The following is a 14,729-nucleotide window of genomic DNA, read 5'->3' on the forward strand; positions in this document are numbered from 1 at the left end:
AGCGAAGCGTGCCCACGATTCTGAAGACGTGGGCACGGCGCTGTCGCGCCTTTGCCCACCCTACGCACTTCCATCTTAGTCGAGAGGCACGCCGTGCTCCGACAGGGCCTGCCTGAAGGTCGCCACGGACGTGTGCTGATGCGCGAACAGACCCGCCTGTCGCGCGCCGGCGACGTTGGCTGCGAGATCGTCGACGAACAGGACGGTCTGCGGCCTTATGTCGAGCTCCGAGAGGCAGCGGCGATAGCAGTGTGGGTCCGGCTTGGCCGTCTTGAATTGCGCCGAGGCGTAGATCCGGGCGCCGAACAGCGGGCGCAATTCCGGCAGCAGCGTGTCGATGTGGTCGGCAACCAGCGTGGTATTATTGGTCAGGACGGCGATATCGACGGTGTTTCGCAGGGTGCCGGCAATGTCCAGCATCGCGCGATCGGCCTGCATTGAACGGCGCCGGGCCTCCACCCACTCGTCGAGCGAGAGGGGATAGCCGATGCGTTCGCCAAAACCTCGCAGATAGTCGGCGGCCTCGAGCGCGCCGGAATCGCCGAGCAGCTCGAATCCGCTGTCCCAGATCGCCTCATGGATGAACGCGCTGGTCGTCCCCGCGAGCTCCGCCAGATAGGCGACGCGCGTCGCCCTGTCGTAGTCGCAGAGGACATTGTCCATGTCGAAGAGGACGAGCTTGATGGCATCAGTCACGGCGACGCTCGCGCATTGGCCGAACATTCGGCCCTGGCGTGAGTCATATCCCGCCGGAACGCAGGCGACAAATCAGGTGCCGGCTAGGGCTGCGATGCGCGCCGCCGCGCCAGTTGATGCAGCACCGTGTCGACGGCCGGCACCGCTCCGGTCTCGCGCAGCCACGTGTCGGCCAATTCCCTCAATTCGCCCGGCGTCAGGCCGAACTTGCGGCGGAATGCGCGAATGAAGGTGGAATCGCTGCTGAAGCGCATGTCGACGGCGAGCTCGATCAGACGGCCGTCCTGCGCGGATGGCGATATCAAGCGCCGAAACGCGAGATTGAGCCGCTGCTCCCGCACATAATGCGCAAGCCCGCCCTCGGCTTCGAACAGCCGGTAGAGGGTCGCGCGCGAGATATGGAAGTGGCGGCAGAGCTCTTCGCTGGTGAGCGCATCGGTTTCGAGATTGTTCGCGATGCGGCGCTTGATCATCGTGAGGTAGAGGTGCCGCTCGGCGCGCTCGAGGCCCGCGACGATCTCGGCCGTCCCGCCGGCGGCGGCCGCCACGAGATCGGCGATCGCCTCGACGGTGGCTTCGGCATGGCCGGTCGCGGTGTCCGTCCCGGGCTCGGACGGCAGGGCAAGCGCGGCGTAGTGGCTGGCGAGCAGGCGTGCATGAGGGTGATCCGACGGCAGCAGGGTTGCCGTCGCCGCATCCGGATGGGCAAGCCGAGGCGCCAAAATCGCGCGTTGCAGCACGATCGACATCAGATGGGTGCGGCCGCCCGCGGCGCGCAGCGCGGTCCGGTTTGGCTGCGCCATGTCGATGAGAACGATGTCGCCGGGCCGCAGCGTGACCTCGCGCCGGCCCGAGCTAAACTGCATCTCGCCCTCGACGCAGAGGGTGATCTGAAAATGATCCATGACGCCGCGGGCGACGTGCGCGGGCGTGCGGTCATAGTCCTGGTCGGTGGCACGCGTGTCGATCAGCAGGGCGTTGCGGGTCATCCTCGTCACCGTAGTGACATGGAAGTCGTCCTCCGCGGTGCGCGGAATGACCTCACAAATGTCGACCGTCATGGCCCGCAACTGCGCGAGCGCCTCCGGACCGCGCCCGGGATTGTCCGCCGCCGTGCTTCCGTTCAACGCAGTCCCGTCCACATCCCCTCGCGATGCGGAAGACCGCATGCAACTGATTTCTCGAGATCGGCGGCAAGCCAATGTCGGGTCTGGATGTAGCCATTCGGAAATCGGTGCGCAAGCGAGGCCGACGTAGATTGTGCGATTTTGTATTTGCAACCATCGAGAGATACGCTTGGATTTTGTCGCGCTGAGACGCTGGGCACATCGTCCGGTCTGCCGTCCTGTTAGAGGTTCTCCCGTCTCTGGAATGCGAGCGCGCCATGCGGGGCTGCGCCGTCGGAATGGGGTTGTGGCGTGGGGTCAATGGGAATTTTGCGCGCTGGTCGTTGGCAACGACGTTCGCGCAGCTGCCGTCGTCGCCGGACAGTGAGAGGTTGCGGGATGATCGTCATCCTGGCTTTGCCATATCTCGGCTCGACCTCCGCCAGCCGGGCGCAGATCGACAATTACGGCATCTGGACCGCGATCAACAGCACGCCGGGGCAGGTGATCGAGTTCGGCACGCTGAGCAACGCTCCGATCGGGTCCCCGATCGGAACGAGCGCATATCCTCACAGCGCGGTGTTTTCGGCCGATGGCCGCTTCGCCTATGTCGTTGCCATGTCCGGCGCGGTGGAGGTCATCGACGTCGCCGGCCGGACGGTCGTCGCGACCATACCCGTCGCCGGATTGACGGCGGGATTGGCGCTCAGTCCGGATGGCTCGAGCCTCTACGTGACGTCCTCCTCGGCCGGTTCGGTCACGGTGATTTCCACCGCGACCAATCTCGTGGTCGGCTCACCCATCGCGGTGGGAGTAGCCCCTTTCGGCGTTGTCGTCTCGCCGGACGGGACCCGGGCCTATGTCGCCAACCAGGGCTCCGCGAACATTTCGATCATCGACGCCGCGTCGAAAACCGTCGTCGGCACGGTCGCGGCGGGAAGCTCCCCCTCCGGCATCACGATGTCTCCGGACGGAAGCCGGATCTATGTGGCCAATCAAAGCAGTGGCAGCGTCTCGGTGATCGATGCGGTATCGCAATCGGTGGTTACGACGGTTTCGGTCTCCGGACTGCCCCTGAGCGTCGCGGTCAGCCCGGACGGGTCGCGAATCTATGTGACGACGCAGTCCAACCAACTCGTGGTGATCAATGCCGTGACGAACACCGTCACGGCGAGCGTGACCTTGTCCGGATTCAGCATCGGAGTGACCGTGACGCCCGACGGCAGCCGGGCCTACATCACGACAGGCTACGGCTATTACGTGATGGATACGGCCACCAACACGATCCTGTCCTCCGTCACCATGCCGATCGCGGACAACGGCAATGCCGGGACCGCCTTCATCGGGCCGAACGTCATCGTTGCGGCGGGCGGGGCAGTCGCGGCGAGCAGCGATGCCGCGCTCACGGCGCTGGGCTTCGGGCAATACGTCAATTTCAACGGGGGCGCGCTGCGGTTCACGGGGGCTTTCAGCACCGCGCGGACAATCTCGCTGCTGGCGGGCGGCGGCACCATCGACACCAACGGCTTCAATGCGACGTTATCCGGACAGATCATCAACACGGGATCCCTGACCAAAATGGGGCTGGGCACGCTGACGCTGTCCGGTGCCAACACCTACAGCGGCGGCACCTTCGTCAACGGCGGCACGCTGGCTCTGAGCGGCGCCGGCACGCTGGGCGACGTCGGCGGGACGACCACGGTCAACAGCGGTGCCACGCTCGATCTGGGCGGCACGACGCAGACCCAGGGCGCGATCGGCCTTAACGGCGGCACGATCCGCAACGGCAATCTGAACGCGCCCGTCACCTCCATCGGAGGCGTCCTCAACGGCGTCGGCGGGACCGCGAGCCTGACGACGACGGCCGGCTTCACCATGTTGCTCGGCAACAACGGCTACACCGGAGCCACGGCCGTGAATGGCGGTGTGCTCGACGTCGAAGGAACGATCACCGGCACCTCTTCAGTCACCGTGAATGCCGGTGGCGTGCTGATGGGATCGGGCACGATCGATCCGCTGTTGGTGGCGATTGCCGGCGGCGGTACGTTCGCGCCCGGCAACGGCACGCCCGGCAGCGTCACGAGCATCGTCGGCGATCTCGCCCTGCAATCGGGCGCGATCTATCAGGTCCAGGTCAATCCGTCGACAGCGTCCCATGCGAACGTCACGGGCAGCGCGACGCTGGGCGGGGCTACCGTGAGCGCGGTGTTTGCGGCCGGCAGCTATATCGAGAAGAAATACACCATCCTCAGCGCGGGCGGCGGCCTCTCCGGCAGCTTTGCCTCGGCCGTTGCCAGCAGCAATCTCCCGGCGAACTTCAAGACCGATCTCAGCTACGACGCAAACAATGCCTATCTCAACCTGTCGCTCGCCTTCGTGCCGCCGCCGAATTCCGGCCTGAACGGCAATCAGCAGGCGGTGGCGAACGCATTGGTCAATTCCTTCGACGTCAACGGCGGCATTCCGCTGATCTATGGCCGCATGACGGCGGCCGGCTTGACGCAAGCCTCGGGCGAACAAGGCGCGGCAGCGCAGCAGACGACGATCAGCGCGATGAGCCAGTTCATGGGCCTGCTCACCGACCCCTTCGCGCAGCGCGAGGGCGGGCCGGATCCCGCGAACGGTGCGGCTGGACTTGCCGAAGATGTTCAGGCAAGCGCCTATGCCGCACGCAAGCGCACCGACGCGTTCGCCATGTTCGCCAAGGCTCCGGCGCAGGGATTTGCGCGGCGCTGGAGCGTGTGGGCTGCCGGCTTCGGCGGATCGCAATCGACCGAGGGCCGTGCGACGGATGGTTCGAACGACATGACGAGCCGCATCGCCGGCACGGCGGTCGGCGCGGACTATTGGCTCGCGCCGAACACGAAGCTCGGCTTCGCGCTTGCCGGCGGTGGCACCAGCTTCGGCGTGAACGGTCTCGGCTCCGGTCGCTCCGACCTGTTCCAGGCCGGCGCCTATCTTTACCACGCGAATGGCGCGGCCTACGTCTCCGCCGCGCTGGCCTATGGCTGGCAGAACATCACCACCGATCGCACCGTGACGGTCGCCGGCACAGACCGCCTGCGCGCCGCATTCGACGCCAATGCGTATTCCGGTCGTCTCGAAGGCGGCTACCGCCTGGTCGGGTCATGGATCGGCGGGATCGGCCTCACGCCTTATGGGGCGATGCAAGTCACGACGCTCGACCTGCCAGCCTATGCCGAACACGTCGTCTCCGGCTCATCGGCATTCGCCTTGAATAACGCCGCGAAGAGCGTGACCGACAGCCGCAGCGAGCTCGGCCTGCGTACCGACAAGTCGTTCGCCACGCCGGCCGGCGTGTTGGCACTGCGCGGCCGTGTCGCCTGGGCGCATGATTTCAATCCCGATCGTGCGGCCGCCGCAACCTTTCAGGCGTTGCCGGTCGCAAGCTTCGTCGTCAGCGGCGCAGCGCAGGCCCGCGACGCCGCGCTCACGACGGCTTCGGCCGAGATGAAATGGCTGAACGGCTGGTCGGCGGCGGCCACGTTCGAAGGCGAGTTCTCCAGCGTCACCCGCAGCTACGCCGGCAAGGGCAGCGTTCGCTACAACTGGTGAGCGGTGGGTCCCGTCACGCGGTCTTCGCGGGCCAGGGCACGACCTGTCCGGACATCACCAGCCGATCGCGGCCGCTGTCCTTCGCGGCATAGAGCGCGCGGTCGGCCGCGGCGACCAGCGTGCTGAAGTCCGTGGAGGTCAGAGACGGAAGTCCGGTTGCGGCGCCGACGCTTACCGTGACCAACCGGGAGGGCGGATTTTGCGCATGCAGCACGGCAAGATCGTGCAGCGCCTGGCGAACCGCTTCCGCGACCTCCACGCAGCCATCCGGACCTGTGTTCGGCAACAACACGGCGAATTCCTCGCCGCCGTAGCGCGCCGCGAGGTCGGCGGGACGCCTGGCCTGGGTGGACAGGATCCGGCCCAGCGCGCGCAGGCACCCGTCGCCCGCCAGATGTCCGTAATGGTCGTTGAATTTTTTGAAATGATCGACGTCGATCAGCAAGAGCGAAAGCTGCGTGCCGTCGCGCCGGGCGCGCGCCCATTCGTCGGCAAGGCGCTCATCGAATGCGCGCCGGTTGGCAAGGCCGGTGAGGCCGTCGGTCCTCGCAAGCGAAGCGAGCTTGTCCTGAAGATCCTTCTGCTCGGTTATGTCGCGCACGACCGCGACGACGCCGTCGATCGCGCCGCTGTCCGATGCCACCGTCACGTGCAGCGCCGCCTCCGCCCAGATCTCCCCTTTTTCGCGATGACGCTGGCGATAGACGAACCGCGCTTCCTCGGCCTCTCCGCTCTTCAGCGCGGTGATGGCCTGAGCGACCCGTTCCATGTCGTCGGCGTGAATGCCGGCCAGGGCCGAAGTGTTCAGCAGTTCCTCGGCGGTCCAGCCGGTGATGCGCACGCATGACGGAGAGACATAGAGCAGCCGGTTATCCAGCCCGATCCGGGTTACCATGTCGCTGGATTGCTCGGCCAGCAGTCGGAAATTTGCCTCCTTGGCGACCAGGGCCTGCGCCATGCGCTGTCGCTGCCAGAGCTGACGGACCAGGTAGGAGCCGATCACCGCGATCAGCAGGACGAGGCCGACGACGAAAGTTATGCGCGTGGCGGCGGCGCGTCGCCAGGGAGCCAGCACGTCGTCTTGGGACTTACTCGCCAGCACCATCAGGGGATAGCGGCTGCTGCGCTGGTAGTAGCTCAGGCGCTGCACGCCATCGAGCGGCGACTTGAAATAGTAGACCGCTTCGGCGGGGCGGCTTTTCCAGCCTTTGAACAAGGGCGCATTGGACAGGTCGCGTCCGATGAAGGCGCCGCTCTCGTCTCGGCTGCGTGCCAGCATGATGCCGCCATTGTTGAGCAGCGATGCCGAGCCGTTCGGCCCTAGGTCGAACCGCTCGTAGAATTTGACGAAATAGCTGACGTCGATCGTGAGCAGGGCAACGCCGGCGAAGCCGCCGTCGGGATCGTTGATCCGCCGGGACGCCGTGATGATCCACTGGCCCCCGGAGCGGCTCTTGATGGGAGGTCCGATCAGCGTGCCCGTCTCCGGGGAGTCGCGATGGCGCTGGAAATATTCCCGGTCGCTGTTGTTGAGCTTGGAAAAGTCGAGGCGCTCGGTCGTGGCAAGCCACCGGCCCGTCGCGTCATAGACGAAGATGCCGCGGATGCGGTCCGATGATTTGCGCGTCGGCAGATAGGCCTGGAGCTTCGTGATCGTGTCGGGGCCGGTCCCGTCGAGTTCGAGCCGGTGGACCAGTCCGACCAGGAGCGTATCGACCAGCTCGAACGTATCGTCCGCGTGCTGGATCAGTGAATGTGCGAGGTTGGTGACGTCGATCTCGGCGTTCCTGAGATCGACATTGCGAGCTTCCCATTCGCGCCAGGCGCTGAGGCCCAGGATCGTCACGCAGATCAGCCCAACGAAGCCCGCCGCCCAGAGCGGAAGGCGCGTCTTGCCGAATTCGCGGCTCGTGACCATCAGGCTTGCTCCAAATCGGGGCAAACCTCTCACTTTCGTCTTAACGGCCTCTTGCAAAATCTGCAATGATTGTGCGGGGTCCGTAGTCAACCGGAAGGATTGCCGACACCGTCAGGGCCGGTCGGCGGAGCCTCGCTACCGCAGTGCGACAATTCCGTTCTGCCGGCTGCCGCCTTCATCCCTCCAGGGTGAAGCCGACGCGCAGCGTCACCTGATAGTGGCGGACGGCGCCGTTCTCGATGTGGCCGCGCGTCTGCACCACCTCGAACCATTTCATCTCGCGGATGGTCTTGGACGCGCGGCTGATCGCGTTCTTGATCGCGTCCTCGATCGATGTTTCGGACGATCCGACGAGGTCCAGGATCTTATAGACATGATCACTCTCGGTTGCGGCCATGGGACTTTCCTTGTTTCATCTTGCAGCGGACACGCGCTCGATGGAACGTGCATGCGAGCGCATGGCATTGACTCTGAACGGGCGTGAGCGCTTCGGGTTCCCAGTGCCCGCTGGCCCCGGAGCGGAGGCGAGAAGAATGGTTTTCAAATCGCCCGCCGGCGTCGGATGCCGCGGTTGCCCGCGCGAAGACGGATGAGCTAACCTCTGCGCATGTCGTGGCATCTTCGAGTGCGGTGATGATCGGCCGTTGGACGAGGGGCACTCTGGTTGCGGTCGGCCTTGGCGTGCTGCCAGCGCCTTGTATCGCGCAGGATGAGCTCGATGGCGCGCCGGCGAGCATGTCGCTGCAGGTCACGACCGATCCTTCCACCATCGAGTGTCGCCGGCTCGACACGGTCAATCCGGCCTCGCTGGTGTTCCTGCCGCTGCGCCGGACTTTCAGCGAGGATTTTGACGAGCATCCGCTGTCGAACGGACGCTGGGTCCCGCATTATGCCGGCGGCGCGGCCTGGCCAGAGGCACGCTATTGGGGCGGCGACGGCTCCGACTTCAAGCGCAAGACCAGCGCCAATGGCGAGCAGCAGATCTACGTCGACCCGCGCTATGCCGGCCGCGCGGCCGCGCCGCTCGGGCTCGATCCGTTCAGGGTGAAGGACGGCGTGCTGTCGATCATCGCCAGCCGAACGCCGCCGGAATTGAAACAGCTGCTGTTCAACAACGAGTACATCTCGGGCATCCTGACGACCCAGGGCACGTTCGCCCAGAAGCACGGATATTTCGAAATTCGTGCCAAGGTGCCGGTCGGCCATGCGGTGTGGCCGGCGTTCTGGATGCTGGCGGACGACGGCGGCTGGCCGCCGGAGGTCGACGTGCTGGAAGGCCGCGGCGAGCGGCCGGGCGATCTCGTGATGACGACGCATTGGCGGATCCCCTCGACCCAGAAGATCCAGTCCTGCGGCTTCGATTTCGCGGTCGGCGACGCATCGAGCGTATTCCACAATTACGGTGTGCTGTGGCAGGAGGATCGGCTGGTCTATTTCATCGACCGCAGGCCGGTCTCCGACATCAAGGTGCCGATCGGCTTCGACGATCCCATGTACATGATCGTCAATCTCGCGATCGGGTCGAAATTCTTTCTCGGCGTCGGTCCCGTCGACGCGGAATCGCCGTCGAGCGTCGCATTCGAGATCGACCGGATTTCGGCCTATCAGATCGATCTGGAGCTGGCACGGAGATAGCGATGTCAGCCGATGTCTCGCGGCGCCGTTTTGCCAAGCTCACGGGCCTCGCCGCGCTGGGCGTAGCCGCAGGTGTCCGGGCCGCGGAGAATGAAAAGTCCGCTTCGACCGACCGCCACCTGCCGGCGCCGTTCCCGAAGGATTTTCTGTGGGGGACGGCGACCTCATCCTACCAGATCGAAGGCGCGGTCAACGAGGACGGTCGCGGCAAGTCGATCTGGGATATCTTCAGCCACATCCCCGGCAAGATCGAGGACGGCTCGACCGGCGACCGCGCCAACGAGCACTATCATCGCTACAAGGAAGACGTCGCGCTGATCAAGGCGCTCGGCGTCAAGGCCTACCGTTTCTCGATCGCATGGCCGCGCGTGTTTCCGGATGGGACGGGCCAGCCCAATCCTGAGGGCCTCGACTTCTACGACCGCCTCGTCGACGAACTGCTCGCGAACGGCATCGAGCCTTACGCGACGCTCTACCATTGGGACTTGCCGCAGGCACTCCAGGACCGCGTCGGGGGCTGGTCGTCGAGCGACACGTCGAAGGCTTTTGCTGACTACGCTGCGCATATAGCCGCGCGCCTGACCGATCGCGTGAAGAACGTCTTCACCGTGAACGAGGTCGGGCGTTTCGTGAATTTCGGCTATGGCTGGGGCATCGATGCGCCCGGTCTCAAGCTGCCGACCGCGCAACTCAACCAGGCGCGCCACCACGTCGCGCTGGCGCACGGGCTTGCCGTGCAGGCGATCCGCGCCGCCGGCCGCGCCGGCACCCGCGTCGGCGCGGCCGAAAACATCGCCGCCTGCGTGCCGGCGATCGCGACGCCGGAAAACATCCGCGCCGCCGAGATCGCGACGCGCGAACTCAATGCCGGCTTTCTCGGCGTGGTGCTGGAGGGCAGATATACCGACGGTTTCCTCGCCTATGCCGGCGCGGACTCGCCGAAATTCACTGCCGAGGAATTGAAGATCATCGGCGCGCCGAACGATTTCGTCGGCCTCAATATCTACGCGCCGCAATATTACGTCACGGCTTCCGACCGCGCGCCCGGCTTCCACGTGCTGCCGTTCCCCACCTCGTTCCCGCACATGAATTCGGAATGGCTGCGGGTCGGCCCCGAAGTGATCTACTGGGCGCCGCGCCTGGCGGCAAAGATCTGGAACATCGAGAATATCTACATCAGCGAGAACGGCACCTCGTCCGAGGACAAGATCTCTGCCGAGGGCCAGGTCTACGACCTCGACCGCCTCATGTTCCTGCGCAATTACCTGTCCCAGATGCAGCGCGCGACCGCCGAGGGCGTGCCGATCCGCGGCTACTTTCTCTGGAGCCTGATGGACAATTTCGAGTGGATCTTCGGCTACGGCAAGCGCTTCGGCCTCTACCGGGTCGATTTCGAGACCCAGGCAAGGGTGCCGAAGCTGAGCGCGGCGTTCTATCGCGACGTGGTGGCACGGAACGCGATCGGGGGGTGAGACTGCCTAGGGGCGCTTGTGGGGCGGGTAGTCGCGCTCGAGCCGCGCGATCTCCTCTGGAGGCGCCGCAAGCAGCATCAATTTGAGCGGCGAAAGTAGGCCGCCGCGGCAGGGGCCGAACTGGCCGTCGATCCGCCCTCGATACAGCATCTTGCCCCCACTGGTGACCTTGTCGGGGCTAGGGGAAACTCCGATCGTAAGCAGAGCGCCAGGAGCCCACTCGAATGGGCGGTGAGCGCAGCCGCCGTCACACCATCTGTCGAGTGCGACCACGGCGATCCCATCGATGTTGCTGCGAGGAAGCTCGCCCCTCAGCACCTTGACGTCCCTGAATCCGAGCAGCTCAATCCCCGAGTCTGGTTCGGAGAGGTGGCGGATGCTGACGAGACGGCCGCTGAAGACAATTGGGCTCAGAGTATCGAGAGCGACACGCGCCTCGAGATCAACGGCTCTCTTGGTTGGATCGACATTCGGATCGATCGCTTCGAAAGAAGCGGGCATCGGAAGACCGCAGTCCAGCCCATAGACCGTGGCGGGCCAGCCGATTGCAAAAGCAGCCGCGACGATGGCTGATCGCATGCCGCGAGGACGACCGAACCGCATCGCCGGCTCCGAACCCTACGGATCCAGCTCCGTATCCCAGTACAGATAGTCGAGCCAACTATCGTGCAGATAGTTCGGCGGGAACAGGCGGCCGTTGCGGTGAAGCTGGTGCACGGTCGGGGCGAAGGCGTGCTGGCGCGGAAACATTTTTGCCTGCACCGGCGTGAGATTGCCCTTGCGCAGGTTACACGGCGAGCATGCCGCGACCACGTTCTCCCAGGTGGTCTGGCCGCCTTTGCTGCGCGGGATGATGTGATCGAAGGTCAGGTCTTCGGGAGAGCCGCAATACTGGCAGGCGAAACGATCGCGCAGGAAGACGTTGAACCGGGTGAAGGCCGGATGGGTGGTCGGCTTGACGAAGGATTTGAGCGAGACGACGCTCGGCAGCTGCATTTGCAGCGTAGGGCTATGAACCGCCTGATCGTAATGTGCGACGATGTTGACGCGATCGAGGAACACCGCCTTGATCGCGTCCTGCCACGACCAAAGAGACAGCGGGTAGTAACTCAGCGGCCGGAAGTCCGCATTCAGCACCAACACCGGCCAACTGCCTTGCGAGACATGTGCGTTCAAGTAACGCTCCCGGCCTCCAATATACGCTGCGAAGCAGCATGTACTGACATACTACATGCAGCGTGACGGGATTGTGAAGCCCGCTGAGCGACTTATTCAGGTGCAAGCAATGCGGCGCCGGGGTGGCGAAAGCGCTCAAAAAGCCGCGATTTGGGGGAGGTGCGCGGCTGGCGCGGAACTGCCGTGACCAGCGCGTCGCGGCCCTGCCGCGGCAGCTACTCCCGTACCCGTTCCAGCTTCTGCAAGCACCGTGTCGCGCGCACTGCGGCCGGCATCTCCTCGTCGGGAAAGCTGGTGTCCCAGTTGGTGACGCCGACCTCGCCGACATAGATGTCGCCCCTGGAATCCAGCGCGATGCCGTGGGGCGCCAGGAACTTTCCGCTCGCAACACCCGGCCCTTCCTCGCCGCCGAGGCGTGCGATGCGCTTGCCCTTGGCGTCCACGATCGACAGCCTCGGGCCGAGATTGGGCACATTGCGGTTGATGGCAAGGCCCGGGCCAAGCTCGCCGATCACGAAAGTCGGGCTCTTGGTCCCACCGCAACAGCACAGCGCGCAGGGCCGATGCAGGTTGTTCCACTGCGTCTCGTATTTGCCCTCGCCATTGAACACCTGCACGCGGTGGTTCTCGCGGTCGGCGACATAGACCCAGCCATCTGCATCGGTGGCAATATTGTGCACGATGTTGAACTGGCCGGGATCGGTGCCGGGCTCGCCCCAGCTCTTGAGCAGCTTGCCGTCCGGCGTGAATTTGTGCACGCGCGCATTGCCATAGCCGTCGGAGACGTAGATCTCGCCCTTCGGCGACAGCGCGGTGTGGGTGCAGCGGTGGAAGGGATCGCCGCTCATGAACGGCGCCGGCTTCTCGGGGATGCCGATCGTCAGCAGCACCTTGCCGTCCGTGGTGCATTTGCGCACGGTGTGGTCGCCGTCATCGGTGCAGTAGAGATTGTCGTCGGCGTCGATGTGCAGGCCGTGCGCGCGCGAGAACAGCCCTTCGCCCCAACTGCGCAGGAAATTGCCGTCGCGGTCGAGCACCACCATCGGGTGAGCACCGCGGTTGAAGACGTAGACACGGTCCTTGCTGTCGACCGCGACGGAGGCGACGTCGGTGAGCTGCCAGCCGTCGGGCAGCTTCGCGAAATTGTCGACGACGCGGTAGCGGTGCTCGCCGCTGCCGAGAATGGCTGGCATGGGTGTCCCTTCCTTCAGTTGTTCCTGTCGTGCTCGTTGCATCCGCGCAATGACGAGGGGCTCAAGCCGTGCCTACCTCAAGCCCCAACATCCCTTCCTCGATCGCCTTGATCTGCAGCGCGAGATATTTCGAGTTGATCCGGCATTGCGCGAGGCTGCCGGCGATGAACCAGAGCCCGGGCTGCCTCGTGCGCGCATACATGTTGCGCAGCTCAAAACCGTCGCCAAAGCCCCAGATCGGGCCGACGCGGTCGGCGATGGCCTCGCCGAACAGCTTTCGCACCAGATATTCCTGCGGCTTGTAGCCGGTCGACAAGACGATGAGATCGGCGGGAAGGAGGGTGCCGTCCTTCATCCGTGCGCCCTCGGTGACGAAGCCCTCAATGTCGGCAAACTGCCTGAGCTTGATCGCGCCCTCGACGATCAGGTTGGAGCAGCCGACGTTGAAATAATAGCCGCCGCCGCGGGTGAGATATTTGAACTGCCAACCGGTGCCGGCCTCGCCGAAGTCGAGCTTGAAGCCGACGCGGGAGAGGCCGTCGAGCAGCTCCTTGTCGAGCTGCTTCGATTTCTCGGTCAGCATCACATGCGTCTTCTTCGCCAGCGGCGTCGGCATCGAGGCCGCGATCAAATCATTATCCTCGAGCGTGCCTTCGTTGTAGGTCGCATAAGCGAGCTGCGCCGACGGCTCGATATTGGTGACCACCGTGGCTGCGCGCTGCACCAGCGTCACCTCAGCGCCGCTGGAATGAAGATCCTGCGCGATGTCGTGACCGCTGTTGCCGGTGCCGATGACGATCGCGCGCTTGCCTGTCCAGCTCTCGCCATCCTCATAGCGGCTGGAATGAAGCAGCGTTCCCTTGAAACTGTCGAGCGTCGGAATATCAGGAATATTGGCGATGCCGCTGACGCCGGTCGCCATGATGACATGGCGCGGATGCATGGTCCGCTTGCTGCCGTCGACGCGCCGCAGGGTGACCGTCCAGCGCCCGTTCGCCTCGTCATAGGCGCCGCCTGCGAATTCGGTGCCGGTCCAGAAGTTCAGCTCCATGGCATCGACGTAAGCCTCGAACCAATTGGCGAGCTTGTCCTTGGGGATATAGACCGGCCAGTTCGGCGGAAACGGCATGTAGGGGAGGTGATTGACCTGCACCTGGTTGTGCAGGGTGAGCGCATGATAACGCTTGCGCCAATTGTCGCCGATCCGCATCTCGCGATCGACGATCAGCGCATCGACCTTCAACTGCTTCAGCCGGGCTGCGATCGCGAGCCCGGCCTGGCCGCCGCCGACCACGAGCACGGCCGGATCGCGATCGGCATAGTCGCGCGAGGCGTTGCGCAAATCGAGCCAGTTCGGCCCGCGGAAATCGCGGGAATAGGCCTGGCCGCGCGGTCGCGACGTGCCGAGCTGCTCCTCGAATCCCTTGAGCTCGTCGAGCGCGGTGAGCAGCGTCCACGCCTTCAGGCGGTCGCCGTCGGCGCCGTCGGGAACGAGCCTGACGATGCCGCTGCCGCGCCCGGTCGCGGTTTCGAAATCGAAGATCGCTTCGATGTTATTGGTGCCGGCGCGTGTCACCCAGCGCGGCGGCGCGCGGTTCGGCGCGATCTTGAAGCTGGTCGGTGCCGCCTTGGGCGCGAGCGCGGTCAGCGCTTGAGCAATCGTCTCGCGCCCGGCGATCGTTTGCAGGTTCCAGCTCAGCGCCAACACGTCGCGCCAAAAGCTGTCGGCGAGGAAGAGGCGGTCCAGCGTGGCGGGATCGGGCCTGCCCAGCGCGCGCTCGAATTCATCGAGCCAGGCCTGGGCGCACGCGGATAGATCCTTGGTCTTGTCGAGCATGCGCGACCTCTTGGCCGTCTTTCGCGGCGTTTCCTCTGAGATCGAACGCTATACGGTTTCCTCGCCCGCCAAAAGCTGCGGACCCGAGCGAGGCAGGCATGCAGCCCTGCTCGGGCGGTA

Annotated in this window: 11 protein-coding genes; 3 read left to right on the forward strand and 8 right to left on the reverse strand. The window is 64.9% G+C overall.

Translation table 11 applies throughout. The features are described from left to right. Window positions 1–75: 75 nt before the first annotated feature. Both RAD10_RS27045 and RAD10_RS27050 read right to left on the reverse strand, forming a co-directional pair. The gene (locus RAD10_RS27045; protein ID WP_461619883.1) at window positions 76–723 is read right to left on the reverse strand and encodes an HAD family hydrolase; all 648 of its coding nucleotides are present in this window, start codon (window positions 721–723) and stop codon (window positions 76–78) included. A 56-nt stretch (window positions 724–779) separates the two neighbouring features. After that, window positions 780–1,823 carry a helix-turn-helix domain-containing protein gene (locus tag RAD10_RS27050; protein ID WP_461619884.1) on the reverse strand — a complete coding sequence of 348 codons (1,044 nt, stop codon included), beginning with the start codon at window positions 1,821–1,823 and terminating at the stop codon, window positions 780–782. 378 nt (window positions 1,824–2,201) lie between these two features. On the opposite strand from RAD10_RS27050, the gene RAD10_RS27055 reads away from it, so the two are divergent. After that, complete coding sequence (locus tag RAD10_RS27055) at window positions 2,202–5,378, forward strand: autotransporter domain-containing protein (RefSeq protein ID WP_461619885.1); 3,177 nt, start codon at window positions 2,202–2,204, stop codon at window positions 5,376–5,378. Between the two features lie 13 nt (window positions 5,379–5,391). On the opposite strand, the gene RAD10_RS27060 is transcribed toward RAD10_RS27055, so the two are convergent. Continuing rightward, complete coding sequence (locus RAD10_RS27060) at window positions 5,392–7,296, reverse strand: diguanylate cyclase domain-containing protein (RefSeq protein ID WP_461619886.1); 1,905 nt, start codon at window positions 7,294–7,296, stop codon at window positions 5,392–5,394. Window positions 7,297–7,471: 175 nt separating this feature from the next. Continuing rightward, a complete protein-coding gene (locus RAD10_RS27065; RefSeq protein WP_018316283.1) occupies window positions 7,472–7,693 on the reverse strand; it encodes a dodecin in 222 nt (73 codons plus the stop codon). Window positions 7,694–7,929: 236 nt separating this feature from the next. Here RAD10_RS27065 and RAD10_RS27070 point away from each other — a divergent pair, with 236 nt between their 5' ends. Further along, window positions 7,930–8,931: a glycoside hydrolase family 16 protein gene (locus tag RAD10_RS27070; protein ID WP_461619887.1), complete on the forward strand. Its 1,002-nt coding sequence runs from the start codon at window positions 7,930–7,932 to the stop codon at window positions 8,929–8,931. Window positions 8,932–8,933: 2 nt separating this feature from the next. Continuing rightward, window positions 8,934–10,403 carry a GH1 family beta-glucosidase gene (locus tag RAD10_RS27075; protein WP_461619888.1) on the forward strand — a complete coding sequence of 490 codons (1,470 nt, stop codon included), beginning with the start codon at window positions 8,934–8,936 and terminating at the stop codon, window positions 10,401–10,403. 6 nt (window positions 10,404–10,409) lie between these two features. On the opposite strand, the gene RAD10_RS27080 is transcribed toward RAD10_RS27075, so the two are convergent. From RAD10_RS27080 to RAD10_RS27095, 4 genes are all read right to left on the reverse strand, one after another. Next, complete coding sequence (locus RAD10_RS27080; RefSeq protein ID WP_461619889.1) at window positions 10,410–11,006, reverse strand: hypothetical protein; 597 nt, start codon at window positions 11,004–11,006, stop codon at window positions 10,410–10,412. 15 nt (window positions 11,007–11,021) lie between these two features. After that, entirely contained in the window at window positions 11,022–11,579 is a 558-nt protein-coding gene (locus tag RAD10_RS27085; protein WP_018316280.1) for an HNH endonuclease, read from the reverse strand. A 215-nt stretch (window positions 11,580–11,794) separates the two neighbouring features. Beyond that, the gene (locus RAD10_RS27090) at window positions 11,795–12,772 is read right to left on the reverse strand and encodes a peptidyl-alpha-hydroxyglycine alpha-amidating lyase family protein (RefSeq protein WP_461619890.1); all 978 of its coding nucleotides are present in this window, start codon (window positions 12,770–12,772) and stop codon (window positions 11,795–11,797) included. Between the two features lie 61 nt (window positions 12,773–12,833). Continuing rightward, complete coding sequence (locus tag RAD10_RS27095; RefSeq protein ID WP_461619891.1) at window positions 12,834–14,609, reverse strand: flavin-containing monooxygenase; 1,776 nt, start codon at window positions 14,607–14,609, stop codon at window positions 12,834–12,836. Between the last annotated feature and the right edge of the window lie 120 nt (window positions 14,610–14,729).

This window comes from Bradyrhizobium sp. 23AC (assembly GCF_054863025.1).

What these genes read in the sequence shown, in the direction of transcription:
- RAD10_RS27080 (WP_461619889.1), bottom strand. Translation starts at nt 11,006, where the DNA reads ATGCGGTTCGGTCGTCCTCGCGGCATGCGATCAGCCATCGTCGCGGCT.
- RAD10_RS27090 (WP_461619890.1), bottom strand. Translation starts at nt 12,772, where the DNA reads ATGCCAGCCATTCTCGGCAGCGGCGAGCACCGCTACCGCGTCGTCGAC.
- RAD10_RS27095 (WP_461619891.1), bottom strand. Translation starts at nt 14,609, where the DNA reads ATGCTCGACAAGACCAAGGATCTATCCGCGTGCGCCCAGGCCTGGCTC.
- RAD10_RS27045 (WP_461619883.1), bottom strand. Translation starts at nt 723, where the DNA reads ATGTTCGGCCAATGCGCGAGCGTCGCCGTGACTGATGCCATCAAGCTC.
- RAD10_RS27055 (WP_461619885.1), top strand. Translation starts at nt 2,202, where the DNA reads ATGATCGTCATCCTGGCTTTGCCATATCTCGGCTCGACCTCCGCCAGC.
- RAD10_RS27075 (WP_461619888.1), top strand. Translation starts at nt 8,934, where the DNA reads ATGTCAGCCGATGTCTCGCGGCGCCGTTTTGCCAAGCTCACGGGCCTC.
- RAD10_RS27065 (WP_018316283.1), bottom strand. Translation starts at nt 7,693, where the DNA reads ATGGCCGCAACCGAGAGTGATCATGTCTATAAGATCCTGGACCTCGTC.
- RAD10_RS27070 (WP_461619887.1), top strand. Translation starts at nt 7,930, where the DNA reads ATGATCGGCCGTTGGACGAGGGGCACTCTGGTTGCGGTCGGCCTTGGC.
- RAD10_RS27060 (WP_461619886.1), bottom strand. Translation starts at nt 7,296, where the DNA reads ATGGTCACGAGCCGCGAATTCGGCAAGACGCGCCTTCCGCTCTGGGCG.